Annotated in this window: 12 protein-coding genes; 9 read left to right on the forward strand and 3 right to left on the reverse strand. The window is 60.7% G+C overall.

Going from position 1 to position 14,049, the window contains the following annotated elements; all coding sequences use genetic code 11:
• Positions 1-9 precede the first annotated feature (9 nt).
• The 3 genes from ABXR19_RS08445 (at position 10) to ABXR19_RS08455 (ending at position 1,255) form a co-directional block, all read left to right on the forward strand.
• Positions 10-399, forward strand: coding sequence for a dihydrofolate reductase family protein (locus ABXR19_RS08445; protein ID WP_354600680.1), 390 nt, complete (start codon positions 10-12; stop codon positions 397-399).
• The gene (locus ABXR19_RS08450) at positions 396-677 is read left to right on the forward strand and encodes a dihydrofolate reductase family protein (RefSeq protein ID WP_354600741.1); all 282 of its coding nucleotides are present in this window, start codon (positions 396-398) and stop codon (positions 675-677) included. Before ABXR19_RS08445 ends, ABXR19_RS08450 begins: the two co-directional genes overlap by 4 nt.
• Before the next feature lie 257 nt (positions 678-934).
• Positions 935-1,255: a cupin domain-containing protein gene (locus ABXR19_RS08455; RefSeq protein WP_354600681.1), complete on the forward strand. Its 321-nt coding sequence runs from the start codon at positions 935-937 to the stop codon at positions 1,253-1,255.
• A gap of 126 nt (positions 1,256-1,381) precedes the next feature.
• On the opposite strand, the gene ABXR19_RS08460 is transcribed toward ABXR19_RS08455, so the two are convergent.
• A complete protein-coding gene (locus tag ABXR19_RS08460; protein WP_354600682.1) occupies positions 1,382-2,215 on the reverse strand; it encodes a class II glutamine amidotransferase in 834 nt (277 codons plus the stop codon).
• Positions 2,216-2,374: 159 nt separating this feature from the next.
• On the opposite strand from ABXR19_RS08460, the gene cysT reads away from it, so the two are divergent.
• Genes cysT through ABXR19_RS08480 form a run of 4 tightly spaced genes read left to right on the forward strand, consistent with a single transcriptional unit; the run spans position 2,375 to position 6,193 of the window.
• Entirely contained in the window at positions 2,375-3,214 is an 840-nt protein-coding gene (cysT, locus tag ABXR19_RS08465) for a sulfate ABC transporter permease subunit CysT (protein WP_354600683.1), read from the forward strand.
• Positions 3,214-4,131: a sulfate ABC transporter permease subunit CysW gene (cysW, locus tag ABXR19_RS08470; RefSeq protein ID WP_354600684.1), complete on the forward strand. Its 918-nt coding sequence runs from the start codon at positions 3,214-3,216 to the stop codon at positions 4,129-4,131. Before cysT ends, cysW begins: the two co-directional genes overlap by 1 nt.
• Positions 4,128-5,252, forward strand: coding sequence for a sulfate/molybdate ABC transporter ATP-binding protein (locus ABXR19_RS08475; protein WP_354600685.1), 1,125 nt, complete (start codon positions 4,128-4,130; stop codon positions 5,250-5,252). Before cysW ends, ABXR19_RS08475 begins: the two co-directional genes overlap by 4 nt.
• A 2-nt stretch (positions 5,253-5,254) precedes the next feature.
• The gene (locus ABXR19_RS08480) at positions 5,255-6,193 is read left to right on the forward strand and encodes a CysB family HTH-type transcriptional regulator (RefSeq protein WP_354600686.1); all 939 of its coding nucleotides are present in this window, start codon (positions 5,255-5,257) and stop codon (positions 6,191-6,193) included.
• A gap of 95 nt (positions 6,194-6,288) precedes the next feature.
• On the opposite strand, the gene ABXR19_RS08485 is transcribed toward ABXR19_RS08480, so the two are convergent.
• Together ABXR19_RS08485 and glgC are read right to left on the reverse strand one after the other, a co-directional pair.
• Positions 6,289-7,620 (reverse strand): glycogen synthase, encoded by a 1,332-nt coding sequence (locus ABXR19_RS08485; RefSeq protein ID WP_354600687.1) that lies wholly within the window; start codon positions 7,618-7,620, stop codon positions 6,289-6,291.
• Positions 7,617-8,885, reverse strand: coding sequence for a glucose-1-phosphate adenylyltransferase (gene glgC, locus ABXR19_RS08490; RefSeq protein ID WP_354600688.1), 1,269 nt, complete (start codon positions 8,883-8,885; stop codon positions 7,617-7,619). Before glgC ends, ABXR19_RS08485 begins: the two co-directional genes overlap by 4 nt.
• Before the next feature lie 260 nt (positions 8,886-9,145).
• On the opposite strand from glgC, the gene ABXR19_RS08495 reads away from it, so the two are divergent.
• Positions 9,146-11,572, forward strand: a complete 2,427-nt coding sequence (locus ABXR19_RS08495; RefSeq protein ID WP_354600689.1) for a glycogen/starch/alpha-glucan phosphorylase — start codon at positions 9,146-9,148, stop codon at positions 11,570-11,572.
• Positions 11,573-11,875: 303 nt separating this feature from the next.
• A complete protein-coding gene (glgB, locus tag ABXR19_RS08500) occupies positions 11,876-14,047 on the forward strand; it encodes a 1,4-alpha-glucan branching protein GlgB (RefSeq protein ID WP_354600690.1) in 2,172 nt (723 codons plus the stop codon).
• Positions 14,048-14,049 lie beyond the last annotated feature (2 nt).

The following is a 14,049-nucleotide window of genomic DNA, read 5'->3' on the forward strand; positions in this document are numbered from 1 at the left end:
AGTGTTTCCATGAGAAAGCTCATCGCATCCACGTTTGTGTCGCTTGATGGGATCATGCAAGCACCTGGCGGTCCGGAAGAAGACCCCACTGGCGGTTTTGCCTTTGGCGGCTGGATGGCCGGCTACGGGGACGAAAGCATGAACATCTCGGCAGCCGGTTTCGACGGCAAGGATCGCGAACTGGTGCTCGGGCGCAGGACCTATCAGATATTCGAAGCCTACCGGCCTTATCAGCCGGAGGACCATCCGATTGCGAAAACGCTCAATGCGGCGAAAAAGCATGTTGCTTCGCGCAGCTTGATGGAGCTGCACTGGAACAACTCAGCCTGCTTCACGGCGATGTCATCTCGGCAATCATCGCTCTCAAGGCCCAAGCAGGCCTCGATCTGCAGATCATAGGCAGCGGCAATTTGATCCAAACGCTGCAGGCAGCCTCACTGATCGACGAGTACAACGTGTGGACTTTTCCAGTGCTGCTTGGGCAGGGCAAGCGCCTCTTCAGCGCGGCAGCGAAGCCATCGGCACTTCGCCTCGTTCGCTCCCAGGTTTCGACCAGCGGCGTTGTGATGAGTACCTATGTACCAGACGGCGATGTCCGGCCCGGTTCGTTCCTGAGTACCGAGCCAAGCCAGAAGGAGTTGGCCCGACGCAAAAAGATGGCGAATGAGGCGTGGTGATGTGACACGGAGAGTTCGCACTTTGGCGCATGGCACCAGCTCACAACCATGCCCTGCCCGGAGAGCCGCGCACAGAGGACTTCTCCAGGCAGGCACTCTGCAAAGAGCCACCAGGTGCGGCTCTTCAGGCAGGGCATGAAAAAACGTGTGCCAAAGGCCTTGCGTGCCCTGGCTGCAGGTCGAAATTGATTCGTCCTTGACGCCGAGACATGGTTTACGACAATGGCGACTGACCCTTGCCACCCAGGAGTGATTGCATGTTTGCCTTGCATAGTGAAGACGCCTATATCCCCGCCCTGCCCGGCATCGAACGCAAAACGCTGGTGCACGGCGACAAAACGCTGATGGTGGAATTTCGTCTGCAGAAAGGCTTCCCCCTGCCACGCCATGCGCACCCGCATGAGCAGACCGGCTATCTGGTCAGCGGCAGCCTGCGTTTGTCGATTGGCGAAGAGGTGCGCGATTTACAGCCGGGCGATGCGTGGTGCATTGCCGGCGGCGTGGAGCATGGCGCCGAAGTACTGGCGGATTCGGTGGCTATCGAAGTCTTCGCGCCGCGGCGGGAAGACTATCTTTGACAGGCTTCAACACGCGGCTTTGCGTAGTCGAGTGGGGCGCATGTAGCGGCTATTGAAACGCCGGAATCTGTTAAGCGCGCTGATTTGCGAACGGATGTGTTTCATCACGCAATCGCAAAGCTGGACTCAAGCCCCCACCAGACCAAGTGGGCTTGAACGGCGCCCACCGGCAAACGCCACCAGCTCGCCCTGCGGCAAAGGCAGCCAGGCCTCATCGGTCAATGGCTGGGTGGCGATGATGACCATACGGTCGTCAGGATGGTTGATCCGCGAAAAATCGATGCCCAGCTGGCAATCCAGCAGCAGCGCCCGCCCAAAGGGATGCGCACGCAGGACGTAATGCAGTTCCGTACTGCGATGGGCGAACAGCACTTCGCCATTGGACAGCACGAAATTGAACGTCCCCGAAGCCGCGATCTGCCGGGTGGTTTCGGCCAGCACCTCATGCAAAGCCTCCGGCGCCGGTTCCGTTTCACCAAAGCGTCGAACCAGCGCGTCCAGTAGCAGGCAGAAAGCCAGCTCGCTATCCGTCTGCCCGACCGGCTGAAAGTGCTCCGCACGCGGCAAGGCCGCGACGTCCAGATTGCCATTATGTGCAAACGACCATTCCCGGCCCCACAACTGGCGCATGAAGGGATGGCAGTTGGTGGCGCTGACCACGCCCTGTGTCGCCTTGCGGATATGCGCGATGATGTTGCGCGAGCGCGTGGAATATTGCTGTATCCATTGCGCCATCAGGGATTGAGCCGAAGGCTGCTCGTCGATCAGCAGGTGGCAGCGCCGCTCTTCATACAGGGCAATACCCCAGCCGTCGGCATGCTCGCCGGTCTCGCCGCCCCTGCGCAGGAAACCTTCCAGCGAGAAACTCAACTGGGCAGGTTTGAAAGAATTCATTCCAAGAAGCTGGCACATAGGGAGATTAACGGCACGTGATGGCAAAGCGTTGACCTGATTCTGCATCCGGCGTCATCAATTACTCATACATCTTTCCCATATCGAAATACGGATAGCCAAACCCACCCTTACTCATATTTAGAATAAGCAACGCAGCTTTTATTCGTTCGTTTCGTATATAGAGATCCATAAACTGTGGTCATTTCATATAACGCAAGCCCGCACATGACGACCCCACAAAAGACCTTCAGAGTCCTGCCCGGCTTCAAGCTGACCTTGGGCTATACCTTGTTCTATCTCTCCTTGCTGGTGCTGATCCCGTTGTCGGCAGTGTTCATCAAGACGGCTACGGGTGGCTGGGAGCACTTCTGGCTGACGGTGACGTCGCCGCGTGTGCTGGCGTCCTTCCGTCTGTCCTTCGGCGCCTCGCTGATCGCGGCCGCCATCAACAGCGTGTTCGGCCTGCTGCTGACCTGGTCGCTGGTGCGTTACCGTTTTCCGGGTCGCAAGATCGTGGACGCCTTAATTGACCTGCCTTTCGCGCTGCCCACAGCAGTGGCCGGCATCGCGCTGACGGCGATCTATGCGCCCAAGGGCTGGGTCGGCAGCATCGCTGCCGAGCACGGCGTGCGCATTGCCTTCACGCCCTGGGGCGTACTGCTGGCGCTGATCTTCATCGGCCTGCCCTTTGTGGTGCGCACCGTTCAGCCGGTGCTGGAAGATCTGGAGACCGAGCTGGAAGAGGCCGCCGCAAGCTTGGGCGCGCAGCGCTGGGATACCTTCCGCTTCGTGATTTTCCCGGCTCTGCTACCGGCCCTGCTGACCGGCTTCGCCCTATCCTTTGCGCGCGCAGTCGGTGAATACGGCTCGGTGATCTTCATCGCCGGCAACATCCCAATGGTTTCGGAAATCACGCCGCTGATGATCATCACCAAACTGGAGCAATACGATTACACCGGCGCCACCAGCATTGCGGCAGTCATGCTGGTGCTGTCTTTCGTGCTGCTCTTCATCATCAATGGTTTGCAGGCGTGGTCGACACGCCGGATCGGGAGGACGGTGTAATGGCCGGCGCAACTGCAAGTCTGAATGTGGCGCGTCTCGCCTCATTGAATGCACCGCGACACTACGAGGACAATGCCGCAACCCGCGACAATCCTTGGGTGAAGTACACAGTGCTGGGCATCTCGCTGCTGTTCTTCGCGGCCTTCCTGCTACTGCCGCTGGCAACGGTGTTTGTGGAGGCCTTCAAAAAAGGTTGGGACGTTTATCTTGCCGCCATCACGGAAGCGGATGCGCTGTCGGCGATATATTTGACGCTGATCGCAGCCGTGATTGCCGTGCCGCTGAATCTGGTGTTCGGGGTCTCTGCCGCCTGGGCGATTGCCAAATTCGAGTTCCGTGGCAAGCAGTTGCTGATCACCTTCATCGACTTGCCCTTCTCGGTATCGCCAGTCGTGGCGGGCCTGATCTATGTGCTGCTGTTCGGCGCGCAAGGCTGGTTCGGGCCGTGGCTACAAGAGCACGACATCCGCATCCTGTTTGCGGTGCCCGGCATCGTGCTGGCGACCATCTTCGTGACCTTTCCCTTCGTTGCCCGCGAGCTGATCCCGCTGATGCAGGCACAGGGCAAGGAAGAAGAGGAAGCGGCCATCGTGTTGGGCGCCAGTGGCTGGCAAACCTTCTGGCACGTCACGCTCCCAAACATCAAATGGGGTCTGCTGTATGGCGTGGTGCTGTGTAACGCGCGCGCCATGGGTGAATTCGGCGCGGTCAGCGTGGTGTCCGGGCATATCCGCGGCGTCACCAACACCATGCCCTTGCAGATCGAAATTCTCTACAACGAGTACCAGTTCGCGGCCGCTTTCGCCGTAGCCTCGCTGCTGGCCTTGCTGGCACTGGTGACGCTGGTACTCAAGACTTACATCGAATGGCAGGCTGCTCGAAGCCTGCGTGATAGCCAACAGGAAGAAGTGTCATGAGCATCCAAGTCCAGAACATCCGCAAACAGTTCGGCAATTTCGTTGCCCTGAACGACGTTACGCTCGACTTTCCGACCGGCGAACTGGTCGCCCTGCTTGGCCCGTCCGGTTGCGGCAAGACCACCTTGCTGCGGATCATCGCCGGGCTGGAACAGGCTGACAGCGGCAATGTGATCCTCGAAGGCAACGATGCATCCGGCACCCACGTCCGGGATCGCGAAGTCGGCTTCGTATTTCAGCACTACGCGCTGTTCCGCCACATGACGGTGTTCGACAACATCGCCTTTGGCCTGCGCGTGAAGCCGCGTCACGAGCGCCCCTCGGAAACGATCATCCGCAAGAAAGTCACCGAACTGCTCAAGCTCGTTCAACTGGACTGGTTGGCGGATCGTTTCCCGTCTCAGCTTTCCGGCGGGCAACGCCAGCGCATTGCCCTGGCTCGTGCTTTGGCGGTGGAGCCGCGCGTGCTGCTGCTCGACGAGCCTTTCGGCGCGCTGGATGCCAAGGTGCGCAAAGAGCTGCGCCGCTGGCTGCGCCGCCTGCACGATGAACTGCACATCACCAGCATCTTCGTGACGCACGATCAGGAAGAGGCGCTGGAAGTCGCCGACCGCGTGGTGCTGATGAACCACGGCAGCGTGGAGCAGATCGGCGCGCCGGAAGAAGTCTGGAGTGCGCCGAAGACGCCGTTTGTGTATAGCTTTCTGGGCTCGGTCAATCTCTTCCACGGGCGCTCGGCGCCGGGCGAAGTTCAGGTTGGCGGGCAATCACTCGGCCACGCCGAGAGCATCATTCCGGATGGCGTCGAGGTCATCGCCTTCGCGCGCCCGCACGAGCTGGATATCGAAACGGATCTGTCACAATCCAGCGGCATCCGCGCGCGCATCACCCGCATCCAGGCGTTTGGCCTGACCGCCCGGGTGGAGCTTGAACGCACAGATATTCACGGTACTCTGCATCATCATGAAGTCGAGCTGACGCTGGAGCGCCTGATTACTCTGCAACTGCGCGCTGGCGTCGACGTGCTGCTCGTGCCCTCGCGCCTCAAGGTATTCGAGAGTCCGGCACCCGCCCAAGTGACGCCAGCCAACGCCGATCACTACATTGCCTCAGGGATCTGATCATGAACTTCCAGCAACTACGCATCGTGCGCGAAACGGTACGGCAGAACTACAACCTGACCGAAGTCGCCAACGCGCTGTTCACCTCGCAGCCCGGCGTGTCCAAACACATCAAGGATCTGGAGGACGAGCTGGGCGTAGAACTCTTCATCCGCCGCGGCAAGCGTCTGCTCGGCTTGACCGAGCCGGGCAAGGAACTGGTGGTGATTGTCGAACGCATGTTGCTGGACGCACGCAACATCAAGAAACTCGCCGACCAGTTCACCCAGCGCGATCAGGGCCAGCTGACGGTCGTCACGACTCACACGCAAGCGCGTTACGCCCTGCCCAAAATCGTGACAGGCTTCAAACAGGAATATCCGAAAGTGCACCTCGCGCTGCATCAAGGCAGCCCGCAGGAAATCGTACAGCAGCTGCTCTCCGGTGACGCCGACATTGGTATCGCCACCGAGTCGCTTGATGCGGAACCGGAATTGGTGACCTTTCCCTATTACGACTGGCATCATGCGGTACTCGTGCCGGTTGGCCATCCTTTGCTGGATGAGCCGGAACTGACGCTGGCCGCGCTGGCTGAGCATCCGCTGATCACGTATCACAGCGGCTTTACAGGGCGCAGCAAGATCGACAAGGCCTTCGCCGAAGCCAATCTGAGTCCGGATATCGTGATCTCGGCGCTCGATGCCGACGTGATCAAGGCTTACGTCGAACTGGGGCTGGGCGTCGGCATCATCGCCCCGGGCGCCTTCAATCCAGCCAAGGACACCGATCTGCGCCTGATCGATGCTTCGCACCTGTTCGCCCGCAATACCACACTGATTGCGGTGCGCCGTGGCCATTATCTGCGCGGCTATGCTTTCCGCTTTATCGAGCTTTGCGCGCCAGAACTGACCGAGCCGAATGTTCGTGCAGCCGTGGCACCGCATCGGGAAAACGGGTTTTAGCGTTGCTGCAAGCAGCCGCCTGAAGAGCCGCCAAGGGCGGCCCTGTCAGGCATGGCATGCTGAAGAAGCTTGCCGGTCGCGGCTCTTCACACACCTCACTGCGTGGTCAGCAGCGCCTCGTAAAGCTTCAAATACGAGCGTGCGGCGGCATCCCAGGAGAACTCCTGAGTCATCGCGCGGCGCTGCATCTGCTGCCAGCGTGCCGGCTGTGCGTAGAGGGCAAACACCTGATCCAACCGGGCGCTGAGCGCTGCGCTGCTGGCTTCACTGAAGCTGAAGCCGGTGGCAGTGTCGGCTGCCAGATGGGCCTCGCTGGCATCGACGACGGTATCGGCCAGACCGCCGACGCTGCGCACTACCGGCAAACTGCCGTAACGCAAGGCATACAACTGAGTCAGGCCACAGGGTTCAAAACGCGAGGGCACGAAGAGCGCGTCGCTGCCGGCGATGATGCGGTGAGCCAGTGCTTCGTCATACACCGTGCGCACGGCCACCTGCTCCGGATACTTGTCGGCCGCATCCACAAACGCAGCCTCCAGCGCATGATCGCCATTGCCCTGCACAGATGTGTATAAGAGACAGGTCTTGCACAACGCCTTGCCCGCCAGATCGGTCGCGCTGAAATTAGCGGCGATGCCCGTGTCCCGCTCGGGATTCCAGACGGCGTAATCCACGCCATTGAGCACCCCGAACACATCCCCGGCACGGCCCTGAATCACACCTTCCAGACCGCAGCCGAATTCGGGCGTAGCAATCTCGCGGGCATAACTGCCACTCACGGTGGTGATGCAGTCGGCAAACTTCAGGCCGGCCTTCATGAAGGACAGCTGGCCGTGATACTCCAGCCCGCTCGGCGCGGCGTAACGCCCCGGCAAGCCCAGCAGATGGAAATCGGCCAGCGCAAACAGGCCCTGATAAGCCAGGTTATGCACCGTAAACACGGTGGCAGCATGCGTCGGCAAATGCTGCGCGACGTAGGCGCAAGCCATCGCGGCATGCCAGTCATGCGCGTGCAGGATATCGGGGATCCAGTCCGCATCCAGCGTGCCGGCGGCCAGTTGCGCAGCCGCCCAACCGAGCACGGCGAAGCGCTGCAGGTTGTCAGGCCATTCGGCGCCGGTATGGGTTTGATAGGGGCTGCCACTGCGCCGATAGAAATACGGCGCATCAAGCACATACACCGGCACATGACTGAAAGGCATGTGCCCGCGCATCAGGCGCACCCGCGCAGCACCGAACACAGTCCCGATTTCACAGACACAGCTGGGCTCCAGAATGGCATCCAGAATGGCGGGAAAGCCAGGCAAGAGCAGGCGCACATCGGCGCCCTGCCCGATCAATGCCTGCGGCAAGGCCCCCAGCACATCCGCCAATCCCCCGGTTTTCACCAGCGGAAAAATTTCCGCCGCTACGTGCAAAACCTTCATGACTGCAACGCGAGCAGCATGTCGCGGGTTACCAGCGTTACACCGCCTTCAGTGCGGTAAAAGCGCTGGGCATCGAGTTCCGGCTCTTCACCGATGACCATGCCATCCGGGATGACACAGTCGCGGTCGATGACTGTCTTGTTCAGACGCACATTCCGCCCGACCTGCACGCCCGGCAGCAGCACCGACCAGCGCACCTGTGCATGCGAGTGCACGCGCACATTGTTGAAGAGCATGGTGCGCACGACTTCGCCCGACACGATGCAACCGCCGGACACTACCGATTCGATGGCGGCGCCACGCCGACCCGGCTCGTTGTGCACAAATTTGGCCGGTGGCAGCTGGGCCTGATAGCTCCAGATCGGCCAGCTGGTGTCGTACAGATTGAGTTGCGGCTCGGTGGCAGTCAGATCGATATTGGCATCCCAGTACGCATCGACGGTACCCACATCGCGCCAATACGGTGCCTCGCCCGTACGATTACGCACGCAGCTGAGCGCAAACGGATGTGCCGCAGCCTGTGCATTGCGCACCGCACGCGGAATGATGTCCTTGCCAAAGTCGTGACTGGAGTTCGGATCGGCCAGATCAAGCTCCAGCTCACGATACAGATAGCGGGCATTGAACACATAGATGCCCATGCTGGCCAGCGACATCTCGGGGTTGCCCGGCATGGCTGGCGGGTTGGCCGGTTTCTCGATGAATTCGATGATATTGTCGTTTTCATCGACCGCCATCACGCCAAAATCGCTGGCTTCCTTGCGTGGCACGGCGATACAGCCAACCGTGCATTCACGCCCCTTGGCGACGTGATCAGCAATCATCAGCGCGTAGTTCTGCTTGTAAATATGATCACCGGCCAGCACCAATATGTAATCGGCGCCGTAGGCCGCGATGATGTCCTGATTCTGGTACACCGCATCGGCCGTGCCCTGATACCAGCGTTCATCATCGGTGCGCTGCTGCGCGGGCAGCAGATCGATGAACTCGTTCATCTCCGGCTTGAGGAAGGCCCAGCCGCGCTGCAGGTGGCGCAAGAGACTGTGCGATTTGTACTGGGTAATCACGCCGATGCGGCGAATACCGGAGTTCAGACAATTCGAGAGGGCGAAATCAACGATCCGGAACTTGCCGCCAAAATACACGGCGGGCTTGGCACGCCGGTCCGTCAGATTTTTCAGGCGGCTGCCACGTCCGCCGGCCAACACCAGGGCAACGGTACGTTTCGGCAGATCCAGGCTCTTAGCCAGATCGGGGTAGACCATGAGTTCCATCCTCGGTGAATTGTTCAAAAAACAAAACATGTGCCTTCAGCACTTAATGTGCCAGCATCAATATCCGGCCATGGCTATCATTCGCAGCGTGCAAGTGCCTGTAAGGCCCGCAAATTGCATGGGCTAGAGTCTATTGCGCTACCTGCACTGAAACAAGGCGCGCATAAGGGAAGTGAATGAAAATATTCCCGGCCCGTGCAAGACCAGAAAAACTGAAATCGACCCCAGCCAGACTGAAACAAGGAGCTCCTGTGAATTCACCGACCCCTGAGGCCATCGCCCTGAATGCCGCCATCGACGAACAACTCCTGAAGACCGTAGGCGTGGCACGTCAGGATGCGACCTCCACTGATCTGATGAAAGCCGTCGCCCAAGTGGCGCGCGAGCAACTCTCCGAACGCTGGGTGCAGACCCAGGGCGCCGACCGCGACAACAAGGCGCGGCGCGTGTATTACCTGTCGATGGAATTCCTGATCGGCCGCACCCTGTCCAACGCGCTGGGCGCGCTGCGCCTGACAGATGCGGCAATGCAAGGCATGACGGATCACGCCCACACGCTGGAGGAGATCGTCGATCAGGAGCCGGATGCCGCGCTGGGCAACGGTGGTCTGGGCCGTCTGGCCGCGTGCTTTCTGGATTCCATGGCCAACCTCGGCCTGCCCTCTTTCGGCTACGGCATCCGTTACGAATACGGCATGTTCAAGCAGAAGATCGTCGGCGGCGCGCAGACCGAGCTGCCCGATCCCTGGCTGGCCGACGGCACGCCTTGGGAATTCCCGCGTGCCGACATCAGCTTCCCGGTGCGCTTTGGAGGCTGGGTGGAACACATCGGGGACCGCGCCGTGTGGCGCCATGCCGGCGAAGTGGTCGCCAAGGCTTACGACATGGTGGTCCCGGGCTACGGTACTAAAAAAGTCAGCACCTTGCGCCTGTGGAAGGCCGTCGCCCCGGCCGACCTCGATCTGCAGGCCTTCAACACCGGCGACTATGGCCGCGCGGCCCAGGTCAAGAACGAATTCGAGAACATCTCCTGGGTGCTCTACCCGAACGACAGCACCCCGGCCGGGCGCGAACTGCGCCTGCGTCAGGAGTATTTCTTCGTAGCCGCTTCAGTGCGCGACATCCTGCTGCGCCACATGGTGGAGCATGGCACGCTCGACAATCTGCACGATTTTGTCGCCATGCACCTGAATGACACTCACCCGGCAATTGCCGTGGCCGAATTGATGCATGTGCTGTGCGATGAACACAGCATGCCCTGGGCGAAAGCCTGGGAAATCTGCCAGAAGACCTTCTCCTACACCAATCACACCCTGATGCCTGAGGCGCTGGAGACCTGGCCGGTCGGACTGATGCAGCATGTGCTGCCACGTCATTTGGAAATCATCCTGCGCATCAACGCCGAATTCCTGGCCTTGGCCGCCAAACATCGCCCCGGCGACAACGGCTTCCTCGCCCGCCTGTCGCTGATCGACGAAAGCGGCGAGCGCCGTGTGCGCATGGCCAATCTGTCGGTGGTAGGCAGTCACATGATCAATGGCGTATCGGCACTGCACTCCGATCTGCTGGTCAAGACCTTGTTCGCCGACTTCGCCAGCCTGTGGCCCGAACGCTTCACCAACATGACCAATGGCATCACGCCACGACGCTGGCTGTCGCAAGCCAACCCGGGGCTGGCGACGCTACTCGACAAAAACATCGGGCCGGATTGGCGCAACCATCTGGACCAGCTCAAACAGGTCGAAGCGAAGCAGGATGATGCCGCGTTCCGCGCTGAATTCATGACGATCAAGCACGCCAACAAGAGGCGTCTCGCAGCACTGATCGAAAAAACCACAGGCATCAAGGTCAGCCCGGACAGCCTCTTCGACGTGCAGATCAAACGCATCCACGAATACAAGCGCCAGTTGCTCAACGTGCTGCATGTCATCTGGCGCTATCAGGCCATCCTCGCCTCACCGGATGCCCAGTGGGTGCCGCGCGTCACGATCTTTGCCGGCAAGGCCGCCTCCAGTTACATGTCCGCCAAGTCGATCATTCACCTGATCCATGACGTGGGCAACGTCATCAACAACGACCCGCGTATCGGCGACAAGCTGAAGCTGGTCTTCATCCCCAACTACGGCGTCTCCGTGGCCGAGGTGATCATGCCCGGCGCGGATCTGTCCGAGCAGATCTCCACCGCCGGCACCGAAGCCTCCGGCACCGGCAACATGAAGCTGGCCCTCAACGGCGCGCTGACCATCGGCACCGATGACGGCGCCAATATCGAGATCCGCGAAAATGTGGGCGACGACAACATCTTCATCTTTGGTCTGCGCACACCCGAAGTGCAGGCGATGAAGCAGGGCGGCTACCAGCCGATGCGCCTCTACGAAAACAATCCGGGCCTCAAGGCCGTACTCGATGCGATTGCCGGCGGACAGTTCTCGCCCAACGAGCCGGGACGCTATCGCGGCCTGGTCGACGCCCTGCTGTGGGGTGGCGATCACTACATGCTGCTGGCCGATTACGCCTCCTACATCGAGACACAAACCCGGGTCGATGCTTTGTATGCACAGCCGGAAGCCTGGGCACGCAAGGCCATCATCAACATGGCCAACATGGGCTCATTCTCCTCGGATCGCACCATCGCGCAGTACGCCAAGGAGATCTGGAACATCCCGGTGGCGCCATGAGGAACACCTGCCTGAAGAGCCACTCGCAGCGGACCTCTTCAGGCAGGTGTGCTGCAGAGCAAGGCTTGGTGCGGCTCTACAGGCGCTTCATTTTAAAAATCAGTGTAGTGCTTGCGAATAGGTTGAACCGGCAGAGCCCTCACGGAGGAATTCGTAGGTGCGACTTTAGTCGCACGCCAAGCGCGGCGGCGGACTGAAGTCCGCCCTACAAGAGCACCGGCGCCCTGCGAAGTCTTTCACGCATGCCCCCGCACCTCAAGGCACGTCTCAACCCCGCAGCAGAAAATGGATTAAGCTCGCCGCATGCTGACCGACACCGAACTCCAGACATTCTGCGACGCCCGTCACGGCGATCCGTTTTCCATTCTGGGCATGCACGCTGCGGATGCGGGTGGCTTCTGGCTGCGCGCCTTCATTCCCGGCGCCACTGCCATCGACGTCGTGGATCGCGCCCGCAAGCGGCGCGGCGCACTGGTCGAGCGCCAATCGAGCGGATTCTTCGAAGGTCTCATCGACGCCAAGAAGCCCTTTGCCTACCGCCTGCGCGTCACCTGGCAGGACGGCAACGTGGTCACCCTTGAGGATCCTTACCGCTTCCCGCCAGTACTGGGCGAAACCGATGCCTGGCTGCTCGGTGAAGGCACCCATCTGCGCCCTTACGAAATCCTCGGCGCGCGCTGCTGCGAGATTGATGGCGTCACCGGCACCAGCTTCGCGGTATGGGCGCCAAACGCCTCGCGCGTCGCCGTGCTCGGCGATTTCAACGGCTGGGACAATCGCCGCCACCCGATGCGCCTGCGCCGTGAATGCGGCGTGTGGGAAATCTTCCTGCCCGACGTGCCGGAAGGCGCTTGCTACAAATACGAAGTCCGTGCCGCCAACGGCCACACCCTGCCGCTGAAGGCCGACCCCTACGCGCTGCAATCCGAGCTGCGCCCCTCGACCGCCAGCGTGGTCAGCCACCTGCCGCCAACCGTTGCACCTTCGCCCGAGCGCCAACGTGCCAACGCACTTGATCAGCCGATCAGCATCTATGAGGTACATCTGGCTTCATGGCGGCGCAAGAACCACGGGCAGGACTGGCTCAACTGGGATGAGCTCGCCGACCAGCTCGTGCCCTACGCGCAATGGATGGGCTTCACCCACCTGGAATTGATGCCGATCAGCGAGCACCCCTTCGATGGCTCCTGGGGCTATCAGAGCATCGGCCTGTATTCGCCCACAGCGCGTTTCGGCGATACCGCCGGTTTCACCCGCTTCATCGAACGCAGCCATGCCGCAGGCATCGGCGTACTGCTCGACTGGGTGCCCGCGCACTTCCCGACCGATGCACACGGCCTCGCCAATTTCGACGGCACGCACCTCTACGAGTACGCCGATCCCCGCGAGGGTTTCCATCAGGACTGGAACACCCTGATCTACAATTTCGGCCGCACCGAAGTACGCAACTTCCTGATTGCCAACGCGCTGTACTGGCTGGAGCGCTACAACGTCGATGGCCTGCGCGTGGATGCCGTCGCCTCGATGCTCTACCGTGACTACTCGCGCAAGGAAGGCGAGTGGATTCCGAACGCGCAGGGCGGACGCGAAAACCTCGAAGCCATCGCCTTCCTCAAGCGCATGAACGAGGTTGTCGGCGGCGAACGCCCGCAGGCCATCACGCTCGCGGAAGAATCGACCTCCTACCCGGCCGTATCGCGCCCGACCTTCGCCGGCGGACTCGGCTTCCACTACAAATGGAACATGGGCTGGATGCACGACACCCTGCAATACATGGCGCGTGACCCGATCCACCGCAAACACCACCACGACGAGATGAGCTTCGGGCTGGTGTATGCCTTCAGCGAAAACTTCGTACTGCCGATCTCGCATGACGAAGTCGTACATGGCAAGGGCTCGATGCTTGGCAAGATGCCCGGCGACCGCTGGCAGAAGTTCGCCAACCTGCGCGCCTACTACGGCTTCATGTTCGGCCACCCCGGCAAGAAGCTGCTATTCATGGGCTGCGAGTTCGGGCAGGAGGCCGAATGGAATCACGAGCGGAGCCTGGACTGGCATCTGACCGACGATCCCATGCACGCCGGCGTGCAGCGCGTGGTGCGCGACCTGAACCATTTCTACCGTGCCAGCGCAGCCCTGCACCAGCGCGATGCCGATGGTTACGGCTTCGAATGGATCGAACACAGCGACGCCTACAACTCGATCTTCAGCTTTATCCGTCATGGCGGTGAAGGCAGCCATCCCGTCGTGGTGATCTGCAATTTCACGCCGACCGTGCATCGTGGCTATCGCCTGGGCGTGCCGCGCGCCGGCAGCTATGTGGAACGCATCAACACCGATTCGGCCCACTACGGCGGCAGCAATGTCGGCACACCCTTTGCCAGCAGTCACGAAGTGCCCTGGCAACAAAGGCTGGATTCGATCCTGATTGACGTGCCACCACTGGCCACGGTGATTTTTGAATGGCAGCCCTGAGG

This window comes from Uliginosibacterium flavum (genome assembly GCF_040566545.1).
Classification (GTDB): domain Bacteria; phylum Pseudomonadota; class Gammaproteobacteria; order Burkholderiales; family Rhodocyclaceae; genus Uliginosibacterium; species Uliginosibacterium flavum.